Annotated in this window: 18 protein-coding genes and 1 tRNA gene; 4 read left to right on the top strand and 15 right to left on the bottom strand. The window is 66.4% G+C overall.

What is annotated here, in order from left to right:
• Positions 1-60 precede the first annotated feature (60 nt).
• Complete coding sequence (locus ACSUZJ_RS02945) at positions 61-912, top strand: LysR family transcriptional regulator (RefSeq protein WP_499413164.1); 852 nt, start codon at positions 61-63, stop codon at positions 910-912.
• Positions 913-950: 38 nt separating this feature from the next.
• Here the strand turns inward: ACSUZJ_RS02945 and ACSUZJ_RS02940 are convergent.
• The 4 genes from ACSUZJ_RS02940 to ACSUZJ_RS02925 form a co-directional block, all read right to left on the bottom strand.
• A tRNA-Gly gene (locus ACSUZJ_RS02940) sits at positions 951-1,024 on the bottom strand.
• Between the two features lie 59 nt (positions 1,025-1,083).
• Positions 1,084-2,166, bottom strand: a complete 1,083-nt coding sequence (locus ACSUZJ_RS02935; protein WP_499413162.1) for a sugar-transfer associated ATP-grasp domain-containing protein — start codon at positions 2,164-2,166, stop codon at positions 1,084-1,086.
• A 286-nt stretch (positions 2,167-2,452) separates the two neighbouring features.
• On the bottom strand, positions 2,453-3,484 hold the full coding sequence (locus ACSUZJ_RS02930) for a TraB/GumN family protein (RefSeq protein ID WP_499413160.1): 1,032 nt from the start codon (positions 3,482-3,484) through the stop codon (positions 2,453-2,455).
• Positions 3,485-3,597: 113 nt separating this feature from the next.
• Entirely contained in the window at positions 3,598-3,903 is a 306-nt protein-coding gene (locus ACSUZJ_RS02925; RefSeq protein ID WP_499413158.1) for a hypothetical protein, read from the bottom strand.
• A gap of 85 nt (positions 3,904-3,988) precedes the next feature.
• Here ACSUZJ_RS02925 and ACSUZJ_RS02920 point away from each other — a divergent pair, with 85 nt between their 5' ends.
• From ACSUZJ_RS02920 to ACSUZJ_RS02910, 3 genes are all read left to right on the top strand, one after another.
• Complete coding sequence (locus ACSUZJ_RS02920; RefSeq protein WP_499413156.1) at positions 3,989-4,351, top strand: VOC family protein; 363 nt, start codon at positions 3,989-3,991, stop codon at positions 4,349-4,351.
• A gap of 206 nt (positions 4,352-4,557) precedes the next feature.
• Positions 4,558-5,100, top strand: coding sequence for an LPP20 family lipoprotein (locus ACSUZJ_RS02915; protein ID WP_499413154.1), 543 nt, complete (start codon positions 4,558-4,560; stop codon positions 5,098-5,100).
• Entirely contained in the window at positions 5,090-6,295 is a 1,206-nt protein-coding gene (locus tag ACSUZJ_RS02910) for a flagella assembly protein FlgT middle domain-containing protein (protein WP_499413152.1), read from the top strand. Before ACSUZJ_RS02915 ends, ACSUZJ_RS02910 begins: the two co-directional genes overlap by 11 nt.
• A 242-nt stretch (positions 6,296-6,537) precedes the next feature.
• On the opposite strand, the gene ACSUZJ_RS02905 is transcribed toward ACSUZJ_RS02910, so the two are convergent.
• The 11 genes from ACSUZJ_RS02905 to ACSUZJ_RS02855 form a co-directional block, all read right to left on the bottom strand.
• Entirely contained in the window at positions 6,538-8,031 is a 1,494-nt protein-coding gene (locus ACSUZJ_RS02905) for a UdgX family uracil-DNA binding protein (RefSeq protein WP_499413150.1), read from the bottom strand.
• On the bottom strand, positions 8,028-9,260 hold the full coding sequence (locus ACSUZJ_RS02900) for a putative DNA modification/repair radical SAM protein (protein ID WP_499413148.1): 1,233 nt from the start codon (positions 9,258-9,260) through the stop codon (positions 8,028-8,030). Before ACSUZJ_RS02900 ends, ACSUZJ_RS02905 begins: the two co-directional genes overlap by 4 nt.
• Positions 9,261-9,635: 375 nt before the next feature.
• A complete protein-coding gene (locus tag ACSUZJ_RS02895) occupies positions 9,636-11,210 on the bottom strand; it encodes an SEL1-like repeat protein (RefSeq protein WP_499413146.1) in 1,575 nt (524 codons plus the stop codon).
• An 18-nt stretch (positions 11,211-11,228) separates the two neighbouring features.
• Entirely contained in the window at positions 11,229-13,445 is a 2,217-nt protein-coding gene (locus ACSUZJ_RS02890) for an EAL domain-containing response regulator (RefSeq protein WP_499413144.1), read from the bottom strand.
• Between the two features lie 69 nt (positions 13,446-13,514).
• Positions 13,515-15,683 (bottom strand): HDOD domain-containing protein, encoded by a 2,169-nt coding sequence (locus tag ACSUZJ_RS02885; protein WP_499413142.1) that lies wholly within the window; start codon positions 15,681-15,683, stop codon positions 13,515-13,517.
• A gap of 398 nt (positions 15,684-16,081) precedes the next feature.
• On the bottom strand, positions 16,082-17,362 hold the full coding sequence (locus ACSUZJ_RS02880; RefSeq protein ID WP_499413140.1) for a multidrug effflux MFS transporter: 1,281 nt from the start codon (positions 17,360-17,362) through the stop codon (positions 16,082-16,084).
• A gap of 147 nt (positions 17,363-17,509) precedes the next feature.
• Positions 17,510-18,715 (bottom strand): THUMP domain-containing class I SAM-dependent RNA methyltransferase, encoded by a 1,206-nt coding sequence (locus ACSUZJ_RS02875; RefSeq protein WP_499413138.1) that lies wholly within the window; start codon positions 18,713-18,715, stop codon positions 17,510-17,512.
• A gap of 272 nt (positions 18,716-18,987) precedes the next feature.
• Positions 18,988-19,404: a CopD family protein gene (locus ACSUZJ_RS02870; protein ID WP_499413136.1), complete on the bottom strand. Its 417-nt coding sequence runs from the start codon at positions 19,402-19,404 to the stop codon at positions 18,988-18,990.
• A 37-nt stretch (positions 19,405-19,441) separates the two neighbouring features.
• Positions 19,442-20,707, bottom strand: a complete 1,266-nt coding sequence (locus ACSUZJ_RS02865) for a glutamate-5-semialdehyde dehydrogenase (RefSeq protein ID WP_499413134.1) — start codon at positions 20,705-20,707, stop codon at positions 19,442-19,444.
• 186 nt (positions 20,708-20,893) lie between these two features.
• On the bottom strand, positions 20,894-21,907 hold the full coding sequence (holA, locus tag ACSUZJ_RS02860) for a DNA polymerase III subunit delta (RefSeq protein ID WP_499413132.1): 1,014 nt from the start codon (positions 21,905-21,907) through the stop codon (positions 20,894-20,896).
• A gap of 21 nt (positions 21,908-21,928) precedes the next feature.
• Positions 21,929-22,441: an LPS-assembly lipoprotein LptE gene (locus ACSUZJ_RS02855; RefSeq protein ID WP_499413130.1), complete on the bottom strand. Its 513-nt coding sequence runs from the start codon at positions 22,439-22,441 to the stop codon at positions 21,929-21,931.
• Positions 22,442-22,443: the final 2 nt, after the last annotated feature.

Below are 22,443 nucleotides of genomic sequence, written 5' to 3'. Positions count from 1 at the left end.
AATATTCAGATAGAATTCATTCATTTCCCGCATGATTACCGTCTATCCCAGCGAGATCCCATGCTCGACCCACGCCTGCTCCGCTCCTTTGCCGCCATCGTCGAGACAGGCAGTTTTACGCTCGCGGCAGAGCGCCTGGCGATGACGCAGTCGACCATCAGCCAGCAGCTTGCCCGGCTCGAAGAGAGCCTGGGCGCGGTGCTGGTCGACCGCACCGCGCGGCCGATCAGGTCTACGCCGGCGGGCGAGCGGCTGCTGGGCTATGCCCGCAGAATCCTCGCCTTGCAGGAGGAAGCGCAGGCGGCGCTGGGCGATCCGGCCGGCACTGCCTCGATCCGCATCGGCGTGCCCGAGGACGTCGTCAGCAGCGCGATGGCGCAGGTCTTCCATGACTTTACCCGGCGCCACCGCGAAGTCCACCTCGACGTGACGGCCGGCCTGAGCCGCGAGCTGACGCGCAGCTACCGCGCCGGCGAATTCGATATCCTGGTCGCCAAGGAGCCGACAGCCAGTCCCGACTGCCGCGCCACGTTCCCCGAGGCCCTGGCCTGGTTCGAAAGCGCCGATGCCCCGCAGGCCTGGCCGAATCCGGTACCCCTGGTCGCCTTCCCGCCGGGCGGCCTGTATCGCGAAGCCATGTTCGAACGCATCGAGCATGAAAGGCTGCGCTGGTACATCGCCTTCTCGGGCAGCAGCCTGCACAACGTCCTGGTGGCAGTAGAGGCCGGGCTCGGCCTGTCGCTCCTGCCCAGGGCTGCGGCTGGCGGCTACCGCGTGCGGCAGTATGCCCATTTTCCCGAAGAGCCGGCGATTGCCGTGTCCATCTATGCCTGGGAGAGCGCGGGCCTGGTTGCCGAGCTGGTCGAACAGATACGCGTGGTGCTCGCCGACAGGCAGGCGCGGTTTGGATAGAAGTGGAAATGCGGGGAAGACAGCGGAAGGAAGAGTACTGGAGCGGGTGAAGGGAATCGAACCCTCGTATGAAGCTTGGGAAGCTTCCGTTCTACCATTGAACTACACCCGCATCGCCTTGCATTCTACGCGAGCTTGCGCCGCGTTGACAAATGTTCAGGCTGACGCCGCTCAGACCACGAGGTTGTCGGCGATGACCTGGCGATACCCCTTCTTGTAGGCGACCTGCAGGATGTCGATGTCGTAGCGCCAATTCGCTTCGACGATGACCGGGCCGTCGTCGGTAATCGCCACATCCCAGCCGACCGTGTGCAGGCTCTCGATCGAGTGATGCGCCTTGGTCACCAGTTCGACCACTTCCCGCCAGTAGGGCAACTGCACGCCGACGATGGTTTTACCCGTGCGCGGATGGGCCAGCACGTCGGTCATCTTCGGCCAGGTGCGCGAGCGGGAGCCGCGCACGCCGATCAATTCGCCCGTGTCGGAATCGATGGCGCCGACCAGGTTGCCGCTCGAGCCATGGGTGAAGTTGTCGGTTTCGCTGTCGCCCACGATGATGCGCAGGCAGGAACCGATGACCTTGATGTCGCCGCCCTTCCTCACCGTGCAGATGCGCACCGTCGACAGGCCCTTGGCCTGGGTGATGTTGCGGATCACCTGGTGGTTGAACATCTTCGGCTGCACGATCAACGCCCGGGTGTACTCGAGGGCCGATTGGCAGTAGTCGAAGAATTCCGCGTAGGTGCCGCTGTTGCCGGCCCAGTGCAGGCCAAAATCGTCCACGCGCAGCGAGAAGGTGCCCTTGCCGTGCGAGCCATTGCTCGGCTTGAAGAAATACTGGCCTGGCACCAGCACGCGCGCCAGCTCCCCGGGCGAATGCAGGTGGGGAATGATGCCGCCGTTCGACGGCTGCTTCGTCACCAGCGCCAGGATCGGGATGGTGCGGATGCCGTGGGCATGGCAGTGTTCGAAAAAGCGCGACTTGTCGTCGGCGATCTGGCGTGCTTCCTTCGAGGTGATGGCCGCGTATTTCGCCTTCAGCGGTTCGTTGATCAGGTAGTCGGACCAGCTCTTCTTCGGCGTGCTGGCCAGGCGGTAGAGGGAAAAGTCCTTGGCGCCGATCCCATAGGCCGAGCGGGCGTAGATCGGTCCCCAGATCAGGTGCACGTCCGACAGTTTGCGGATCGACGACAGCGCGTACATTTCGGCGCGTGCGTAATCCGAGAGGACCTCGGCGACACGGGATAACTTCATGCTCTACCCTTTTCCACTGGTTGTTCTGATGACGCGAGGCGGTCCCGGACATGCGTGCAATGTCGGGAATCCATGTCGCCTCGTCAGCAATGATAGCGCAATGGCAAGTATTTCAGGTGCACGGTAGGCCTGCGGGGCGCTAGCGGGGGAAAGTGTGGTGGGATGGGGACGGTTTCGGAATCGTGGTCGCTTCGTGCTTCCGTTGCGCGGTGCTGCTAATCATAAGATTGTTGAACGCGTGGACGGCGAAGCCGTCCACCCTACGGGTTTGCCCGATCCGTGCCGCTCAGTTCGGCTTTTCAACCGTGTAGCCTTTCGCCTTCAGCTTCGCCAGCGCACCTTGCGGCGACAGGACTTCCTTCATGCCCAGGACGGCGAAGGTGCTGGTGTTGTTTTCCAGCGCTTTCTCGGCGGCCGCGAGCCAGCCGTCGAGGGCGCGCTGCTTCATGGTCAGCAGCTCCGGCTGCAGCCTGGTGAGGGCGCTGCTGAGGAAGGCGTTGTTGCAGGCCGTTTCGCGGTCGGCAAAACTGAGCTTTTCGATGGCGTCGAGCTCGCCGACAGCCCAGGCGTTGGCGCGCACGCGCATCGCTTCGATGTCCGTTTCCAGGCGATCGATCGTCGCGGCCAGGCAAGGGATGTCTTCCATCGCGCCTTTCTTGAACTCGCGCGCCGCCTTGCCCGGTTCCTTGAGGTCGACCTCGACCGTGTTCGAGGTGTACTTGACCTTGTGCTTGTTCGCCATCTTGCCGAGGACCTGGCGCAAGTCCGGGCCCTTGTGCAAGCCGGCCTCGGCCAGGGCACGGCGGTACAGTTCCTGCGCCACGAACACCGGACGTTCGCGCTCGATATCGTCGTCCTTGCCGAAATACTTCTGCTTCAGCGGCACCCAGCGCGCGTACAGCTCGGGCGGCAGCACCTCCTTCAAGGTGGCGCCATCCGGATTCTTCTTGATGCCGACCAGGAAAGGCAAGGCGGTCACGCCGCCCCAGCCGACACTGACGCTGGCCGTCGGCGCGCCCAGGTATTCCTGCGATTGCGCGATCTTGCGTTCGACGGCCTTCGAGCGCCATTCCATGTCCTTCGGCAGCGGTTCATGGATCCCGAACACCCACATCACGTGCTCGCCCTTCGACACCTTCCACAAGCCAGGGCCAGGACGCTGGCCCGAGACGAGGATGGTCTGCGGGAGCGGTTCTCCATCCGCCGCCAGCGGCGCCGTGTCGGCCACGGGCTGCGCCGGCTCGGCGGGCGCGGTCTGCGCCAGGGCCGGCAGGGTCAGGAAACACAGGGTCAGTGCGGGCAAGGCGCGTTGCAACATCGTGACATCCCTTTTCTTTTCGTTGATGGGAGCATTGTCATAGCGTCAAGCAATATAAGCAAGAAACAAGTTGTTACAAGAGGCATATGCATGCCTGATATCTCTGCCCGCTTTTACTCCTGCCGCTTGCGCGCCGCCCAAGGGCGCAGCACCAGATATTTTGGCACGGCGGTACGCGATTCACTGCTGGCGCTGATCAACTGGCGGCGCAACAGCAAGGCGATGGCGCGCTGTGCGGTTACGCGCGACAGGCCGGTATCGAGCGCGATTGCCGTATAGCTCAGTTGCACGGCGCGGCCGGCGTTCGCCTCGATGCGGTGCCACAGGTAGGCATAGATGAGGAAGGCGGCGGGCGAGCGCTCATGGCCGACGAGGTCGGGCATCAGCACATCCAGCACATAGGGATCGAAGGCGGTCACTGTACTCACCAAGAATATAGTCATGGTGATTATAGCCGGGGCCGTCCTCATGGGAGAATGCCGGACCCACCACGCAGGAGACAGCATGATCACCCACATCAAATTCGTCAGCATCCCGACCCGCGACCAGGACGCGGCCCTCGCCTTCTATACCGAAAAGCTCGGCTTTCGCGTGATCACCGACCAGCCTTTCGACGGCAAGCAGCGCTGGATCGAACTGCGCGTGGGCAGCTCGGAGACCCGCTTCGTGCTGTTCACGCCGCAAGGCCAGGAAGAACGCATCGGCAGCGCCTTCAACGGTTCGCTCGCCTGCGACGACGTGGAGGCGACTTATCGCCAGTTGTCGGCGCGCGGCGTGGATATTTCCGAACCGCAGAAGCAGCCCTGGGGCACGTTCGCCATCATGAAGGACCCGGACGGCAACCAGTTCGTGCTGTCCTCGTCCTGATCGGTAGAGCCTTCTTCGGCCCGATTCCCGGCCCGGCCAGTCCTGCACCGACCCGCCGGGCTTTCTTGCCGAACCGTCAAGTACAACGCTTTTTTGCGCCATTTCGGTACAAATATTTCCCAAATCCATCAAGATCCGGCGTCAGCGTCCGTTATCCAGTCTGATACCGCGCCCGTTTGCGCACAGTACCCACTACCGGATCCGTTATGAAACTCGTCGCTGTCCTCGCCCTTGCCGCTTCCACGCTGCTGACCGCATGCGGCACCGTGCGCATGCCCACCTCCGCCGCCCAGCCGGCGCATGCGCAGAGCGCCGTCATCACCCTCACCGCCACCGGCTACGGCGCCGTCAACACCGCCGCCTGCCAGGGCGAATGCGACCGCGTCTCGCCGGCCCAGCGCAAGCTGCTGGCAATGCGCGCCTCGCGCCTGGATGCCTACCGCGCCATGGCCGAGCAGGTGTACGGCGTGCGCGTCGAAGGCGGCAGCACGGTTGGCTCGCTTGCCCTCAAGGACGACAGTTTCAAGGTGTATATTGACGCCTTCATCCGTGGCGCGCGCGTGACGAATACCGCCCAGCGCGAGGACGGCACCTACGAGACGACCGTGGAGATGGATTTCGACCCGCATGCAGCGCAGTACCAGGCCCAGAGCAGCGCACCGCCGGCAGCGGCGAAGAACGCCCGCACCATGCTGGGCAACGCCGGTCCCGGCGCTGCCTATGGCGCGTCGTTCTACCATGCGCAATAAGGCAGCACGGTTCCTGCGCGGCGCCGCCCTGGCGCTGTTGTTCGCGCTGACCGGCGCCGGCGTCCACGCCGCGCCGGCCGAAGCCGAAGGCGTGGCCCTGGTGGCCGAAGGCGGCGTCGAACGCGCGCGCCAGGTGGCAATTCGCGACGCGCTCGATCAGCTCGGCCTGCGCAGCGCGGCCCGCGTCGATGTCGCCGCGGGCGCCAGCACGCGCGGCAAGCTTCTCGAGAGCAGCCGCGTCCAGCCGGCCGCCGAATTCGACCGCTACCGCATCGTGCGCGAATGGCAGACCGGCCAGCTGCTGCACGTGCGCGTCCAGGTCAAGGAAGAAGAGGCCCGCCCGCGCGGCAACGTCAACCTCGCCTACCGCAAGAAGATCGTCGTCACCCCCTTCCACGTGCGCAGCTCGCCCCAACTCGACGACGTCGACGACATCGCCACCCGCCTGCCGCAGGAACTGCTGCGCCGCATGACCGGCAGCGGCAAATTCCTCGGCAAGGACAGCCCCTACGTGATCGCCCCGGGCGCCAGCGGTCCGGCCACCGACCTTGCCGCAGTGCGCCGCATCGCCTCCATGCACGACGCCCAGTTCGTCATCGCCGGCGAGATCGTCGACGCCGGCAAGTTCGGCAAGCCGGCGTACTACGGTTTGATCAGGAAGGATGCGCGCCGCATCGAGATCGCCTTCTACGTCTACGACGGCCTGTCCGGCGCCCTGATCGCGCGCCGCACGGCTATGGCCGAAGGGGTGGGCGAGCAGCGCGTCGGGCGCGACAAGCCTTTCGGCAGCGCCAGCTTCGCCGCCACGCCGTTCGGCGGCGCGATCCTGCGCGCGCTCGACGAGGGCGCCGCCCAGATTGCCCAGGACCTGGGGCCGCTGCCCTTCATGGCGAAAGTCGTGCAGGTGCAGGGCGAACGCATCTTCATCGACGCCGGCAGCACCTCCTCGGTGGCGCCCGGCGACCAGCTCGTGGTCTACCGGGCCGACCCGCGCCAGCAGGTCTACGGCAGCGATCCGCTGACGCCGCTCGGCACCGTCGAAGCGCCGCTCGGCACGGTGTCGATCGTGCAGGTGCAACCGGGCTTCGCGATCGGGAAGATCGATCCGCCGGCCGCGGCGAAGCAGGTCAGCGCGGGGGACCTGGTGCGCTTCGATGTGGCGCTGGCGCCGGCGGAGAAGGGGGCGGAGCGCTGATGTCGTAGGGTGGACACCTGTGTCCACGCGGTGCACCGGCTCCGAGTCGAACATTCATTTTTATCGGCACGCGGCGATGCGCAGCCATCGGCAAGACCATCCGCAAACGCTTGCCGATGCCGTATCCGGTGGGTTCGAGAACCCACCCTACGCCTGACGCCGCATGCGGGATCGCCTTCGTACATTTGCCACTGCTGTACCGCGTGGACACAGGTGTCCAACCTACAAAAGCCAACACCATGTCACGCCGGCGGCTCTTCCGGCGGCCTGTCCAGCAGCGCGTGCGCCAGCTTCAGGCCGTCGACCATGACCTTGAACGCCTGCCGCTTGGCCTCTTCGTCGGGCACGCGCAAGATATACGAGGGGTGGTAGACCGTCACCACCCAGCGCCCATCGTGCCGGATCGGCTTGCCGAGCTTGTCCTTCAGCGTCACGCTACCGCTGCCCAGCACCGATTTGAGCGCCGTGGCGCCCAGCGCCACGATGACCTTCGGCTTGATCGCGGCCAGCTCCTTTTCCAGCCAGTAGCTGCAAGCCTCGATCTCGCGCTGGGCCGGGGTCTTGTGCAGGCGGCGCTTGCCGCGCGGCTCCCACTTGAAATGCTTCACGGCGTTGGTGAGATAGACCTCGCGGCGCTCGACGCCGGCGGCGTCGAAGACTTTGTCGAGCAGCTTGCCGGCCGGGCCGACGAAGGGATGGCCGGCGAGGTCTTCCTGGTCGCCCGGCTGCTCGCCCACCAGCATGATGGGCGCTTTTTTCGAGCCTTCTCCGCCCACGGCCTGGGTCGCGTACTGCCACAGGTCGCAGCGCCGGCACTCGTCGAGTTTCGAGGGCTGCTGGCGTTCGGGCTGGGCGTCGGCCGGGGCGATCGGGATCGTGGCGCCACTCTTGCGCCCGACCGCCTGGGCCTGGCCGGTGCGGCGCGCGCCCAGCGCGGCGTTGGTCACCATGTCGGGCACGATCGCCCCTTCCGGCAGGTTCTTCCAGAAGCGCGAAGGGATGTGGCTTTGCATGACCTGGGTGTTCAGGCGCGCCGGATTGAAGATGCTGCGGTAATAGGTCAGCCAGAGCGCTTCGCCGGCGTCGTCGAGTTCGGCCGCGCTGGACATCAGGGGGCCGGTGTTGTGCAGGGTGTGGCCGTCCCAGAGCACGCTGGCCTCGGGCGTGGCGATCATCCAGCTCACATTACCCATGCGGTTGACGAAATGCTCGGCGACCCGGGGCAGCACGTCGTGACGCGGCTCGAACCAGGCGACGAAACGCGGCGGGCCGGCAGCCTCGGGACGCTCGCGGAATCGGATGTAGGCATGCATGTCGTGCTCCTCGCGGTGCACCGCCTTCACCATCGCATGCAATCGCGCGCCGTCGGCGTCGGCGGCGGATTGCACGTCGTGCTCGCCCTGGGTCCAGCGCCAGATGACGCGGTACAGGAAGGCCCAGCGGTCCGGCATGCGACAGCAGGCCGCCGTCTGCAGCATGTCCATCAGCGAGCGCGGCAAATGCGGCGCCGGTCTCAAGTCATTGAATCGGATGGAGGCATTATGCGTGGGCTCGGCTGGCGCCGGCGCACCCGAGAACAGATCGGCCGAGAGCAGGTCCGGAGCGTCGGGCTGGTTCCAGGTAACGAGCTCGGGCGGGACAGCGTGGATCAGGAGGTCGCGCGCGGCGTCGCGCCATTCGGCGAAGCTGAAGACCGCCAGCGGCTGGCCGGCGGCAACCGCTGCGGCCGCGCTCATGCCGCCTGCAATTCCGGCCAGAGGTTCATCTGCTGGGGCGCGTCGGCCAGGTGGCGCCGCAGCAGGTCGGAACTGGATTGCCCCTGGGCCGGCTTGTAGTCGGCCGTGACGACGAAAGGCGCGATCTTTTTCATGCTGCAGCGCAGGCGAGACAAGTCTTCCCAGCGCACCCGCCGCACCCGGCGCAGCTCGACGATGCGCTTGGCGTTGCGCAGGCCGATGCCGGGTATGCGCGCGATCATCTCGGCGTCTACCCGGTTCAGGTCCATCGGGAAGTGTTCGCGGTTGGCCAGCGCCCAGGCCAGCTTGGGGTCGACGTCGAGGGCGAGATTGCCGGCCTTCGGCATCAACTCCCCTGCCGTGAAGCCATAGCCGCGCAGGAGAAAGTCTGCCTGGTACAGGCGGTGCTCGCGCAGCAGCGGCGGCGGGGCCAGCGGCACGCTCTTCGGGCTTTGCGGGATCGGACTGAAGGCCGAGTAGTACACGCGCTTGAGTTTATAACTGCCGTACAGGGTTTCGGCGGTGTTCAGGATGGTGTGATCGTCGCTGGCATCGGCGCCGACGATCATCTGCGTGCTCTGGCCGGCCGGCGCGAAGCTCGGCGCCTTCGGTTCCTCGGCCTTTTCGTCGAGCTTGCGGCGGATCGAGCCCATCGCCAGCTTGATGGTGTGGACGTTCTTTTCCGGCGCCAGGCGCGTGACGCTGTCGTGGGTGGGTAGCTCGATGTTTACCGACAGGCGGTCGGCATAGCGGCCGGCCTGCGCGATCAGGGCCGGGTCGGCGTCGGGAATGGTCTTCAGGTGGATGTAGCCGCGGAAGTTGTGTTCTTCGCGCAGGCGGCGCGCCACTTCCACCAGCTGCTCCATCGTGTAGTCGCTCGAGCGGATGATGCCGGAGCTGAGGAACAGACCGTCGATGTAGTTGCGCAGGTAAAAGTCGTGCGTGAGCTTGACCACTTCCTCGACCGCAAAACGGGCGCGCGGCACGTTCGAGCTGCGCCGGTTGACGCAGTACTGGCAGTCGTAGATGCAAAAGTTGGTGAGCAGGATCTTCAGCAGCGACACGCAGCGCCCGTCCGGCGTGTAGCTGTGGCAGATGCCCATGCCGGTGGTGGCGCCGATGCCGCCGTCGCTGCCGTCGGAGGCGCGCTTGGGCGCGCCGCTGCTGGCGCAGGAGGCGTCGTATTTGGCGGCGTCCGCCAGGATTTCGAGCTTGTCGGTGAGTTCCATCGCGAAAGGTGGAGCTGTATGGGCATACAGTATATACCAGTCGCTTGCTGCACGGCGCGCGGGTGAGGTTGGGGGACAACAGGTTGTTGAAAAGGCGCGGGTTTGCCGTTCGATGCGTCGGCGAATGGCGTACGGTCGGTTTCAAAAAACGGTGTCACAACGCGGCGTTTCGCGTGGGCACGGGGTGCCCACCCTACAGGAAGCCATGCAGTGTTATCGCTATTGTGGCCAGAACGCCGACCGTAGGGTGGGCACATCCCGTGCCCACGCGTTACGTGTTCATGCATTAACCTGCGGCGGCGACGCATCGCCCGCAAACACCGCCGCGAGTCACAATCGCCCCACGCGTTCAACCACCCCCTGAGCTGTCGGGCACTACGCGTTTTCGGTATACACCTGCGCCTGCGCCAGCTGCACCGGCGCCATCCGCGCCGCGAGCCGCTTCAGGTAGGGTCCAGCAGCCGCGATCCCGCCCGCCGCCGCCCGGTGCAGCCAGCCATAGGCCTCGACCGGGTCGCGCTGCGTTCCCTGCCCGGTCGCATACATCACGCCGAGGTTGAACTGGGCCCGCGCATGGCCCTGGCGCGCCGCGCACAGGTACCAGAAGTGGGCCGCCTCGTAGTCGCGTTCGACGCCATGTGCGCTGTCGTAGCGCAGGCCGAGGGCGAACTGGGCCAGCGCGTGGCCCTGCTCGGCCGCCTTGCGGTACCAGTCGGTCGCCTCGCGCGGGTCGCCCATGTCCTCGCGGTCGATCAGGACGCCGACCATGTACTGGGCCGGCGCATATTCCTGGGCCGCCGCGCGCCGGTACCAGTCGAGCGCGAGCGCGGCATCCTGCGCCACGCCGTTGCCGCTCTCATGGCGCAGGCCGAGGTCGAACTGGGCGCGCAGGTGGCCCTGCTCGGCCGCCTTGCGGTACCAGGCCGCCGCCTGGGCCGGGTCGTGCTCGACGCCCTGCCCCGCGTCGTAGAGCTGGCCCAGGTGGTATTGCGCGGCCGGCAGGCCCTGCTCGCCGGCCTTGCGGTACCAGTGCGCGGCCAGGCCGGCGTCGCGCGCCACGCCCTGGCCGTGCTCGTAGCGCAGGCCGAGGTTGTCCTGGGCGCCCGCATGGCCCTGTTCGGCCGCGCGGCGGTACCATTCGAGCGCCCGCGCCTCGTCGCGCGCCACGCCATGGCCGCTGTCGTAGATCAGCGCGAGGTTGAACTGGGAACTGAGGTGGTCCTGGCGCGCGGCGCGCTCGTACCAGGCAATCGCCTGGGCACTGTCCTGCTCGACGTCCTGGCCCTTGTCGTAGCGCAGGCCGAGGTTGAACTGGGCCGGCGCATGCCCCTGCTCGGCGGCGCGGCGCAGCCAGTCCAGCGCCTGGGACGGGTCGCGCGCCACGCCCTGGCCGCTGTCGTAGCGCAGCGCGAGAGCGAACTGGGAGCGCGCATAGCCCTGGCCGGCGGCGCGGCGGTACCAGGCCAAGGCTTCTTCCTGGTCCTGGGCGATGCCCTTGCCGCCCTCGTACATCATGCCCAGGTTGTGCTGGGCGCCGGCGTCGCCCTGGTCGGCGGCACGCCGGAACCAGTGCAGCGCCTTGTGCACGTCGCTTGCTACGCCCTGCCCTTTGGCATACAGCCAGCCCAGGTTGTACTGGGCCGGCGCGTAACCCTGCTCGGCCGCGCAGCCGTACCAGTACAGCGCCTGTTCGTGGTCCTGGGCCACGCCCTGGCCCTTCTGGTACATCACACCGAGGTTGTACTGGGCCTGCTCCAGGCCGGCGGCGGCGGCCATGCGGTACCAGGCGACCGCCAGCTCGTAGTTCTGCGGCACGCCCTGGCCGTTCACGTACATGAAGCCCAGGCTGTGCTGGGCGCTGGCGACGCCGCGCTCGGCCAGGCCCTTCACGCGCAGGAACTCGGCCGTGTGGCGTTCCCCTGCTGCGGGCGCGGTCGTCGCGGTATCCATGGGAAGGAGGCGCCGGGATCAGGCGCGGATCGCGCGCACCTGGGCCGTGGAACCAGGCGCCCCCTGGGGGGCGGCCAGCGCCTGCGCGCGCAGCACGCCGATGAAGTTCGACAGCGAGATCGGGCGGTAGTAGAGGTAGCCCTGCATGGTCTCGCAGCCGTTGGCCTTCAGGTAGTTGGCCTGGACCTCGGTCTCGACGCCTTCGGCGATCAGGTGCAGCCCGAGCCCGCGCGCGATCGAGATGATCGCCAGGATCACCGGGTAGTGACCGTTCTCGTCGTGGATCTCCTTGACGAAGGACTGGTCGATCTTCATCGTGTGGATCGGGAAGCGGTGCAGATAGGAGAGCGACGAATAGCCGGTGCCGAAGTCGTCGATCGCGACCGACACGCCGAGCTGGCACAGCTTGTTCAGCTGCTCGATCGCGTACTGCGGGTTGCGGATGCAGATGTTCTCGGTGATCTCGACCTCGATCTGGCCGGGCGAGATCCCGTAGCGCACCAGGGCGCCGCGCATCTTCTCGAAAAAGTCGCCGCGGTCCAGGTATTGCGGCGACAGGTTCAGCGACAGCCGCACCGCCTGGCCGCTGGCCAGGTTCCACTGCAGCATGTCGCGGCACAGGGCGCCGATCATCCAGTCCGAGATCGGCAGCATCAGGCCGTTCTCTTCCGCGAAGGGCAGGAATTCGCCGGCCGACAGCAGGCCGCGCGTCGGGTGGTTCCAGCGCATCAGCGCCTCGGCGCCGACGATGCGGCCGGTGGCGGCGTCGATCTGCGGCTGGTAGTACATCTCCAGCTCGTTGTGCTCGAGCGCGCGGCGTAGCGCCTGCTCGAGCGCGATCTTCTGGTGCGACACGTCCAGCATCGAGTCGTGGTAGAAGCTGTGGCCGTTCTTGCCCAGGGCTTTTACCTGGTACATCGCGATGTCGGCATGGCGCAGCAGCTCGTCGATCGATTCGCCGTCGCCCGGGTAGATCGCGATGCCGATCGAGGCCGAGATATGCACTTCGTGGCCGTCGAGGTCAAAAGGCTTGTGCAGGCATTCGAGGAACTTGTCGGCCACCATGCGCGCGTCGTCGCGGTCGCGCAGTTCCGGCAGCACGATGGTGAATTCGTCGCCGCCCTGGCGCGCCAGCGTATCGCCCTTGCGCAGGCATTCCTTCAGGCGCACCGCGACCTGCTGCAGCAGCTCGTCGCCCTTCACATGGCCGAGCGTGTCGTTGACCAGTTTGAAACGGTCCAGGTCGATGAACATCACGGCCAGCTCGGTCTGCTTGCGCTTGGCCTGGATCACCGCCAGTCCCAGCCTGTCCTTGAACAGGATGCGGTTCGGCAGGTCGGTCAGGATGTCGTGGTAGGCTTGGTAGGAGATGACTTCCTCGGCGCGCTTCCTGTCGGTGATGTCGCGCGCCACGCCATAGGTGCCGAAGAACTCGAGCTTCTTGACCTCCTGGTCGGGCACGTGCATGCCGATCGAGTTCAGCGAGATCGTCATCAGGGTGTTGTTGAAGGTGCGGTCGCCGCTGTTGTTGCGCGCGCCGCGGCACTTCAGGCGCAGCTCTACGTTGCGCGAGGCGCGTTCGTCGACGCGGCGCTCGTTGAACACGTAGCGGGCGCGCTCCAGGTCCTCGTCGTGCACCAGGATCGAGTAATGCTTGCCGATCAGTTCGTCGCGCGAGAAGCCCAGCAACTGGTAGGCGCGGTCGTTCACGAAAGTGAAACGGCCTTCGTGGTTCAGCGTGTAGATGATGTCCGGCGAGCTGTCGACCAGGTAGCGGTACATCTTCTCCGAGTTTTCCAGCTGGTTGGCGATGCGCGCATTGGCCGTGGCCAGGCGGCGCTGTTCGAGCGCGTTGCCGACGGTGGTCAGGAGTTCCTCGCGCGCATAGGGCTTGCGCAGGTAGTCGTAGGCGCCGCGCTTCAGGGCGCCGATCGCAGCGTCAATGCCGACTTCGCCGCTCATCACGATCACGTCGGCATCGATGCCCTTGGCATTGATGAAGTCCATGATCTCGTGGCCGCCGATGTCCGGCAGGCGCAGGTCGAGCAGCACCAGGTCGAAGCGCAGCGTCGACAGGTGGGCGATCGCCTCGCTCCCCGAGCCGGCCGTGGTCAAGTGGTAGCCGCGGTCGCGCAGCAGTTCGTAGAGCGAGGCCAGCAGGCGCGGCTCGTCGTCCACGAGCAGCAGGCGGGGCTGGTCGGCGATGCCGGGCAGCCCCGCCGGAGTGTCAGGCATTCCGGCCGGAGCGTCCGCACCCTGGGACATGGCTGAAGTAGCGCTGGCTGAGTACACGTTCGTCATACCTTATACAGAACCCAGGGCGCGCGCAGGCAGGGCCGGCGCGGCGCTGGCGCCGGACCATGCCGGCAGCAGAATTTCAAATGCGGTGCCGCCCTTGCCGCTGCGGCAGGCGATCTGGCCGTTCAGTTGCTTGACCAGGCCATGCACGATCGACAGGCCGAGGCCGCGGTGCGCGCCATCCTTGGTGCTCTTCACCGCCGAGAACAGGTTCGCCATCACCTCGGGCGCCAGGCCGGGGCCGGTGTCGGAGACCGTCAGCTCCAGGTAGAGCTTGCGCTCGCGGTGCACGTGGCCGCGGGTGGCGATCTCGATGCGTCCGCCGCCGCTGCCGCCCAGGGCCTCGACCGCGTTCTTGACCAGGTTGACCAGGATCTGCTTGAGCACGTCGGCGTCGCCCGCGACCAGGCGCGCTTCGTCGTGCAGGGCGGTGGCGATCTGTACGTTGGCCGGCACGAAGTGGCCGGCGCGGAACAGGCGCACCACGTCCTCGACCACCTTCACGGCGTCCAGCGGGCGCGGGCCGGTCTCGGGCGGCTTGATGTCGGCGAGCGTTCCGATCAGCTGGCCGACGCGGTCGATTTCTTCGTTCAGCACCGACATCTCGCTGGCCACCGGTTCCTGGCGCGCCAGCTTGCCGTCGAGGACACTCAGGTAGTTCTTGATGATCGACAGCGGGTTGTTCACCTCGTGCAGCACGCGGCGCGAGGCCTCGCGGTATTCCTCGGCGACGCTGGCGATCTGGCGCCGCGCCTGGCCGCGCTCGAGCAGCGCGGTCTCCAGTGCGGTCGCGGCCTGGGTGCCGAAGGACTGCAGGAAGCGTTCGCGCTTCTGGCAGGCCGGCAGCTGCCAGGACGCCACGCCGCCCACCAGCACGCCCAGGCAGCGCGCGCCGGCCACCAGCGGCAGGCAGACCAGGCTGTCGGTGCCGAGCATGCGCAGCAGCTGTTCTTCCGGCAGGCCCAGCGCTTCGCTGCCGTGCTGCAGGTAGGCCGGCTTGCGCTCCAGTGCGGCGGTGGCGATCGGTCCGCCCTTGGACAGCGGGATCGCGAATTCGGCGATGCGGGCCGTGGCCACGCCCGGCGCACCAACCAGCATCTGGCCGGTCGGGTTCTCGAGCAGGACCACGGTGTTGTCGAAGTCGAACAGGATGCGCGCGCTGCGCGTCATCGATTCGAGCAGCGCGCCCTCGCCCTGTTGGCGCGCGAAGGTCTGGCCGACCTCGGACACCAGCACCAGGTTGCGCACTTCTTCCGACAGTCGCTGCTGGACCGGGTCGACGCCAGGGGGAGCGTAGGCCTGCGGAGCATAGGCCGGCGGAGCCGGGATATCCTCCGCTCCCGTCAGGTCGATGCCCAGGTGGACGGCGGCCTTGTCGACCTGGCGCGCGGCGGCGTCCAGCATCTCGCCGATCTCGCCCGGGGCCAGGCCGCACAGCGCCGCGCCTTCGGCCAGCGCGTCCGTATCGTCCGGGTGGCCGGACATCAGGTGCGCCAGGCGCACGATGCGGATCAGGGGATGGGCCGCCTCCAGGCGGCCGCTCGACTCGTGGTGGTAGAGCACGGCGTCGGCCAGGAAGGAGTCGAGCTGCCAGCGCTCGATCAGCCAGGCGCCCGCTTCCGCATGGGTGATCTGCAGCGTGCGCTGCTCGACCGCGCACAGGTCCTCGTCGTCGAGCGCGGTGAAGTTGAAACCGTATTCCTTGGGCGCGGTCGCCAGCAGCGCCAGGCGGCCGACGTTGTGCAGCAGCCCGGCGAGGTAGGCCTCTTCCAGGTGCGGGTACTCGATGCGGCGCGCGACGTCGCGCGCGATCACGGCCGCGACGAGCGAGTTCTTCCAGAACGCGCGCAGGTCGGTGCTGCCGGAATGGGGGAAATTGTTAAAGGTCTGGAATACCGAGTCGCTGATGACCAGGGTCTTGATCATGTCGGTGCCAAGCGACACCAGCGACTGCCTCAGGTTGGCCGTACGGCTGCCGCGGTGGTAGGCCGAGCTGTTGGCGACAGCCAGCAGCTTGCCGGTCATGCCCGCGTCCTTGGCGATCAGGTCGGCCAGCTCCTCCATCCCCAGGTCATCGGCCTGCAGGTGCCCGAGCAGCTTGACGAGAATCTGTGGCATCGCCGGCAGCCGGGCAACGAGCAGGCGATTGCGAATATCCTGGTCTGGTTGGTGCATTTCTCGATCGAGGACGCCACTAGGGTTGCGGGGTGGCTGCTCCATTCCTGAGCTACCACAACATGGTATTTATGCATCGTCGGAGCAGGACAGCATTTCCACTGTTGTTCCAACGCTAGATCAAGGGTCTTAGCATATATACATTTCTGATCGGGAACAATACTTTCTGTTAAAAGTGTGAGTTTTTCCAGGCTGAATGTTGAATTCCACGGCTATTTATTGCCGTGTTGCAATTGAACGCATGAGCTATGCGCTGTTCCTGGAATGGTCAGGGTTCCGCGACCGCAGTCCGGAACGTATCCCGTAGGGTGGGCACCTGTGCCCACGCGGATGATGAAGACCACGAAAGAAGCAGGCAACAGCCCCCGGAACGTATCCGCCCGAGGGCTGCCGATGGCTTACACCCCGTTGCGCGCCAACCTGCGCCGATACTGGCGCGAGATCACCCAGCAAGCCAGCGCCGCCAGCGCAAACCCCGCCTGCCCCAGCGCCAACGCCAGTACCGAATGCGACAGCGCCGGCGCGATCAGGCCCGCCACGATCGCGCCCAGCAGGGTCGACACGAAGGACTGGCAGGATGCCACGGTGCCGCGGATATGCGGGAACAGGTCGAGCGCGAGCAGGGTCGCGCCCGGTGCGATGATCGAGCTGCCGAAGGTGAAGAAGAACATCGGCAGCACGGTCCAGGGCAGCGCCGGCGGCAGGAACAGGTGGTAGCCGACGTTGAACGCCACCGCGCTGAGCATGAAGCCGAAGCCGATCCAGATCTGGTTGACGAAGCTCCGCTTGCCGGCCATGCGGTTGGCCGCCATCGAGCCGAGGAAGATCCCGCTCACGGTCGGCACGAACAGCCAGGCGAAGCCCGACGGGCCGAGGTGCAGGTGCTGCGGCAGCATCACCGGCGAGGCCGTGATGTAGAGGAACAGCCCGGCGAAGTTCAGCGCCGTGATCCCGGCCTTCATGTGGAACAGGAAGGAGCTGAAGATCGCGCCATAGCTGCCCGCCAGGAAGCGCGGATTGAAGGGCTGGCGCCGCTCGCGCGGCACGGTCTCGGGCAGGTGCTGCCAGCACACCCAGCCCAGCACCAGCGTGAACAGGCACAGCGCCAGGAAGATGGCGCGCCAGCCGAAGAAGATCACGATCCAGCCGCCCAGCACCGGCGCGATGGCTGGCGCGATCGAGAAGATCATCGTCACCATCGACAGCAGGCGCGCGGCCGCCGTATCGGAATACAGGTCGCGGATGATCGCGCGCCCGACCACGACGCCGGCGCCGGCCGAGACGCCCTGCATGATGCGGAACACCCACAGGTAATGGACCGAGGACGCGGCGGCGCAGCCGAAGGTGCCGATGGCGAACACCACCAGCGCCACCAGGATCACGTTGCGGCGCCCGAAGGCATCCGACAGCGCGCCGTGCCACAGCACCATGCCGGCAAAGGCCAGCATGTAGGCAGTCAGGGTCTGCTGCACCTCCAGGCTTGACGCATGCAGGGTCGCCTGGATCTGCGGGAAGGCCGGCAGGTAGGCGTCGATCGAGAACGGCCCCAGCATCGACAGCCCGGCCAGCAGGGTGGCCAGGCCGCCGGCCGACAGCATCGTGATCTTGTGCGGTTCCGGGAGCGGAACCGGGATCACCGGGTCCTTGGGAAGTTCGTCGGGTTCTGTGGGCGGCAGCATGGGTCAGTTAGCGTCTGTGTCCGGTTTCGTGTCGGGTTTCGAGCGTTTGAAAAAACCTCCAGGGCAAGGGATGCGGCCCACCGACGTGTCGTCGAAGACAGTACGAATGTACGGCAAGACGATGCAACGCAGCCATGGAGGTTTTTTTCATACGCTCTTGGGCTTGGCTTCCTCGCGGCGGTTGTAGCCGGCTACCATGTCGAAGCGGAACAGGCGGCACTCGAGGGCGCCATTGAAGAACGGGGTCTTGCGCGCCTCCTTCAGGCGCAGCAGCTTGGGCAGCGACAGGTCGGCGGTGAACAGGAACACGGTCCAGCCGGCGAAGCGCTGCTTGAGCGTGGTGCCCAGCGCCGCGTAGAAGGAGACGGCCATCTCGTCCTGCGGCATGGTGGAATCGCCGCGCACGCCGATGCGCTCGCCGTAGGGCGGGTTGGTCAGCAGGATGCCGGGCTGGGTGGTCGGCGGCGAGACGTGCTGGGCCTCGATCTGCTTCAGCGGCACCTCGAACAGGACGCCGGCGATTTTCAGGTTGTGGCGGGTCATGGCCACCATGTCGCCCGAGATGTCGGAACCGAAGATGGTCGGTTCGCTCGGCAGCGGATTGGCCTTGATCGCGGCCTTCATCTCCTGCCAGGCCTCGCGGTCGAAGTCGGCGAATTTCTCGAAAGCGAAGCGGCGGCGCGCGCCCGGCGGAATGCCCTGCACCATCTGGGCCGCCTCGATCAGGATCGTGCCCGAGCCGCACATCGGGTCGAACAGCGGCACGCCCGGCTTCCAGCCCGACACGCGCAGCATGCCGGCGGCCAGGTTCTCGCGCAGCGGCGCGTCGCCCGTCTCTTCGCGCCAGCCGCGCTTGAACAGGGCCTCGCCCGAGGTGTCGAGGTAGATGATGAAGTTGCGCTGGTCGAGGAAGCCAACGATGCGCATGTCCGGCTCGCGGGTATCGACCGACGGACGCTTGCCGAACTGGTCGCGGAAGCGATCGCAGACGGCATCCTTGATCTTCAGGGTCGTGAATTCCAGGCTCTTCAGCGGCGACTTGACGGCGGTGACGTCGACGCGGATCGTGTGGTGATAGCCGAACCAGTCTTCCCAGGGCTGCTCGAGCACCAGGTCGTAGATGTCGTTCTCGTTGTTGTAGCTGCGCTGGCCCATGCGCATGAGCACGCGCGAGGCAATGCGCGAGTGCAGGTTGATGCGGTAGGAGTCGAGCAGCGTGCCCGAGCAGTGCACGCCGCCCGGCACCTGGTTGTGCACCTTCAGCGTGGGGCTGTGGGCCTGGGCGATCTCAAGGAGTTCTTCGGCAAGCGCCGCTTCCATGCCGCGCGGGCATGGGCAAAAGTATGACGTCATGGGGGTACCCTTTGTCCGTTAATAAAAAATAATGTGGCTGGAAGCGCCGATCGCTTGCAGCCACGTGTTGATTCGGTGTTTCTTTTGAGGCTAACGCTGGTCAGCCGGTGAGACCGCGTGGGCACAGGTGCCCACCCTACAACGGCAGACCCGTAGGGTGGACCGGGCCACGAAAGGCGGCTCTGCCGTCCACGCGTTCAACCGCCGTCCGCACTACCGCGCAGGCTGTTCAACGCGCGACCGCGTCCCACGGATGACCTGCCGGCCAAAAATCAGAACGGCTTCACCACCACCAGGATCACGATCAGCAGCAGCAGGATCACCGGCACTTCGTTGAACCAGCGATACCAGGTATGGCTGCGCTTGTTCACGCCCGCCTCGAATTTCTTCAGCAGCGAACCGCATGCATGATGGTAGCCGATCGTCAGCACCACCAGCGCCAGCTTGGCGTGCAGCCAGCCGCCCTTGATCCCGAAGCCCAGCCACAGCCAGATACCCAGCAGCAGCGCCGGCACCGCCAGCATCGAGGTGAAGCGATACAGGCGGCGCGCCATCAGCAGGAGGCGCGCGGTGGCGACGTTGTTGGTTTCCTGGGCCAGGTTCACATAGATGCGCGGCAGGTAGAACAGGCCGGCGAACCAGGAGGCGATGAAGACGATGTGGAAGGCTTTGATCCAGAGGTAGAGCATGCGGGTCCTTGTGGTTGCTGTTCCGTCAGCTTTGTTATCAGGTACGCACTTCGCCGTGGCCGAAGACCACGTATTTCAGCGAGGTCAACCCCTCGAGTCCGACCGGGCCGCGCGCATGCAGCTTGTCGTTCGAGATGCCGATCTCGGCGCCCAGGCCATATTCGAAACCGTCGGCAAAGCGCGTCGAGGCGTTCACCATCACCGAGGCCGAGTCGACCTCGCGCAGGAAGCGCAGCGCGGCGCTGTAGTCCTCGGTGACGATGGCCTCGGTGTGCTTCGACGAATAGCGCTCGATGTGGTCCATGGCCTCGTCGATGCCTGCCACGACCTTCACGGCCAGGATGGGCGCCAGGTATTCGGTGCTCCAGTCTTCGTCCGTTGCTTGCGCCAGGTGCGGGTAGCCGGCCAGGATCGCGCGCGCTTCCTCGTCGGCGCGCAGCTCGACCTGCTTTTCCTGGTAGAGCGCCGCCAGTTGCGGCAGCACGGCCGGCGCGATCGAACGCGCGACCAGCAGCGTCTCCATGGTGTTGCAGGTGCCGTAGCGGTGGCACTTGGCGTTGAAGGCGATCCGCAATGCTTTCTCGATGTCGGCCTTGCCGTCGATGTAGACGTGGCAGATGCCGTCCAGGTGCTTGATCATCGGGACCGTGGCTTCCTCGATCAGCCGCGCGATCAGGCCCTTGCCGCCGCGCGGCACGATCACGTCGACGTATTGCGGCATCGTGATGAGCGTCCCGACGGCGGCGCGGTCGGTCGTGTCCACCACCTGCACGGCGTCGACCGGCAGCCCGGCCTTGGTCAGGCCTTCGGTGACGAGCCTGGCCAGCGCGCGGTTGCAGTGGATCGCTTCCGAGCCGCCGCGCAGGATGGCCGCGTTGCCGCTCTTGATGCACAGGCCGGCGGCGTCCACCGTCACGTTCGGACGAGCCTCGTAGATGATGCCGATCACGCCCAGCGGCACGCGCATCTGGCCGACCTGGATGCCGCTCGGGCGCGATTTCATGTTCGAGATTTCGCCGATCGGGTCCGGCAGGGTCGCGATCTGGCGCAGGCCGTCGACCATGGTGACGATCGCGGCGGGCGACAAGGCCAGGCGGTCGAGCAGCGCCGGCGCCAGGCCGGCGGCGCGCGCTGCCTCGAGGTCGCGTCCGTTGGCGGCCGAGAGTTCGGCGGCATCGCGTTCGATGGCGTCGGCGATCAGGAGCAGCGCGCGATTGCGCGTCGCGCCATCGGCGCGCGCCATCGCCCGCGACGCGGCCCGGGCATTGCGGCCCAGCGTGTGCATGTAGTCGGTGATGTCCATCGTGTTGGTTCCAGTTGCGTTCAAACAGTAGGGGATGAGGCAGGATCGTAGGGTGGGCGCCCCGTGCCCACGCGTAAAGCATGCGCCGTGTTGACGCTTATCGGGCGTCGCGTCTGCTCATCGTTCACGCGTGGGCACGGGGGCGCCCACCCTACGTAATATCACCGCCAACGCGCGACGAACGATTTACCGCGCCACCTTCAACGCCAGCTGCAGCATCGCATCCCACGCATCCCCCGCGAACTGCTTCGCGCGCAGGCCCTTGACCATCCTGTCGACCTGCGCCGCATCCTGCAGCGCGGCTTCCAGCGTGGCCAGCGAGACGCGCCGCAGCGCCGGTTCCATCATCCGCTCGCGCGGCCCCCAGATCCGGTATTCCTTCATGAGCGCGCCGAGCGGGCGTCCCTGCGCCATCCCCGACTTCAATTTTAGCAGCGTGCGGATTTCTTCACCGACAGCCCACAGCACCAGCGGCAGCGCCTCGCCCTCGCCTTTCAGGCCGTCGAGCATGCGCGCCAGGCGGGAGCAATCCCCGGACAGCATGGCTTCCGAGAGCTTGAACACGTCGTAGCGCGCCACGTTCAGCACGGCGTCGTGCACCTGCTCGAAACTGAGCTTGCCCGGCTCGTACAGCAGGCCCAGCTTCTGGATCTCCTGGTGCGCCGCCAGCAGGTTGCCCTCCACGCGGTCCGCGATGAAGTCCAGGCTCTGGCGGTCGGCGCTCTGGTTCTGGGCGCCAAGCCGCATGCCGATCCAGCCCGGCAGCTGGGCGCGTTCGACGTTCGGGATCTCGATGTAGACCGCCGCCTGCTGCAGCGTGGCGACCCAGGAGGCCTTGGCCGTCTGCCAGTCGAGCTTGGGCAGCGTGATCAGGGTGAGATTGTCGGGACTGAGGTCCTTGGCGTAGGCCTGCAGGGCGGCGCTGCCGTCCTTGCCGGGCTTGCCGCTCGGGATGCGCAGCTCGATCAGCTTCTTGTCGCCGAACAGGGACAGCGCCTGGTTCGCGGCCAGCAGCTCGCCCCACTTGAAGCTGCGTTCGACGGTGAGCACGTCGCGCTCGGTGTGCCCAGCGGCGCGCGCGGCGCGCCGGATCCTGTCGGCCGCTTCCAGCGCCAGCAGGTGCTCGTCGCTGGTGATGACGTACAGCGGCGCCAGGCCTTTCGCCAGGTGGCCTTCGAGCGCCTCAGGCCGCAATTGCATCGTTCAATCCTGCTCTGCCAATCAGGCCTTGATCGCCGCCAGGCGGCGGATGATCTGCTGCACCAGGTCGGACTGCATGTCGCGGTACAGCAGCGCTTCCTCGCCCTCTTTCGCCAGCACCGCTTCCTCGCTGAAGGTCAGGTTGCGGCGCAGCGTGATCTCGGTCGGCCCCAGCAGCAGGTTGCCGCTGGCGTCGCGCACCTGGAACACCAGGGTGTAGCTGAGCAGGTACTCGCGCACCCGGCCCAGGTTGTTCAGCGACAGGATCGCCTTGTTGCGCGCCTCGGAAACCACCTCGAAACGCGCCTGGGCGCCTTCCGGCTTGTTCACGACATTGACGTTATCGATCGCGCGCAGGTTGCGCTTGAGCTCATTGCCCAGCGGCGAAGTCTCGCCGAAGGCCAGGTAGATGCTCTTGAACGGCAAGTTGTACGAGCCGTTCGATCCGCGCAGCTGGAAGCCGCAGGCGGCCAGGATGGTCGCCAGCAGCAGCGCGCTGAAGAAGCGCGTCATGAGGGGGTAAGAGGCGCGCATGG

The organism is Telluria sp. B2 (assembly GCF_051789535.1).
Lineage (GTDB): Bacteria > Pseudomonadota > Gammaproteobacteria > Burkholderiales > Burkholderiaceae_D > Telluria.
The sequence above is the reverse complement of the archived record's forward strand: the minus strand, read 5'-3'. Positions and strand labels throughout refer to the sequence as shown.

What these genes read in the sequence shown, in the direction of transcription:
- ACSUZJ_RS02945 (WP_499413164.1), top strand. Translation starts at nt 61, where the DNA reads ATGCTCGACCCACGCCTGCTCCGCTCCTTTGCCGCCATCGTCGAGACA.
- ACSUZJ_RS02935 (WP_499413162.1), bottom strand. Translation starts at nt 2,166, where the DNA reads ATGAAGTTATCCCGTGTCGCCGAGGTCCTCTCGGATTACGCACGCGCC.
- ACSUZJ_RS02930 (WP_499413160.1), bottom strand. Translation starts at nt 3,484, where the DNA reads ATGTTGCAACGCGCCTTGCCCGCACTGACCCTGTGTTTCCTGACCCTG.
- ACSUZJ_RS02920 (WP_499413156.1), top strand. Translation starts at nt 3,989, where the DNA reads ATGATCACCCACATCAAATTCGTCAGCATCCCGACCCGCGACCAGGAC.
- ACSUZJ_RS02915 (WP_499413154.1), top strand. Translation starts at nt 4,558, where the DNA reads ATGAAACTCGTCGCTGTCCTCGCCCTTGCCGCTTCCACGCTGCTGACC.
- ACSUZJ_RS02910 (WP_499413152.1), top strand. Translation starts at nt 5,090, where the DNA reads ATGCGCAATAAGGCAGCACGGTTCCTGCGCGGCGCCGCCCTGGCGCTG.
- ACSUZJ_RS02905 (WP_499413150.1), bottom strand. Translation starts at nt 8,031, where the DNA reads ATGAGCGCGGCCGCAGCGGTTGCCGCCGGCCAGCCGCTGGCGGTCTTC.
- ACSUZJ_RS02900 (WP_499413148.1), bottom strand. Translation starts at nt 9,260, where the DNA reads ATGGAACTCACCGACAAGCTCGAAATCCTGGCGGACGCCGCCAAATAC.
- ACSUZJ_RS02895 (WP_499413146.1), bottom strand. Translation starts at nt 11,210, where the DNA reads ATGGATACCGCGACGACCGCGCCCGCAGCAGGGGAACGCCACACGGCC.
- ACSUZJ_RS02890 (WP_499413144.1), bottom strand. Translation starts at nt 13,445, where the DNA reads ATGCCTGACACTCCGGCGGGGCTGCCCGGCATCGCCGACCAGCCCCGC.
- ACSUZJ_RS02885 (WP_499413142.1), bottom strand. Translation starts at nt 15,683, where the DNA reads ATGCACCAACCAGACCAGGATATTCGCAATCGCCTGCTCGTTGCCCGG.
- ACSUZJ_RS02880 (WP_499413140.1), bottom strand. Translation starts at nt 17,362, where the DNA reads ATGCTGCCGCCCACAGAACCCGACGAACTTCCCAAGGACCCGGTGATC.
- ACSUZJ_RS02875 (WP_499413138.1), bottom strand. Translation starts at nt 18,715, where the DNA reads ATGACGTCATACTTTTGCCCATGCCCGCGCGGCATGGAAGCGGCGCTT.
- ACSUZJ_RS02870 (WP_499413136.1), bottom strand. Translation starts at nt 19,404, where the DNA reads ATGCTCTACCTCTGGATCAAAGCCTTCCACATCGTCTTCATCGCCTCC.
- ACSUZJ_RS02865 (WP_499413134.1), bottom strand. Translation starts at nt 20,707, where the DNA reads ATGGACATCACCGACTACATGCACACGCTGGGCCGCAATGCCCGGGCC.
- holA (WP_499413132.1), bottom strand. Translation starts at nt 21,907, where the DNA reads ATGCAATTGCGGCCTGAGGCGCTCGAAGGCCACCTGGCGAAAGGCCTG.
- ACSUZJ_RS02855 (WP_499413130.1), bottom strand. Translation starts at nt 22,441, where the DNA reads ATGCGCGCCTCTTACCCCCTCATGACGCGCTTCTTCAGCGCGCTGCTG.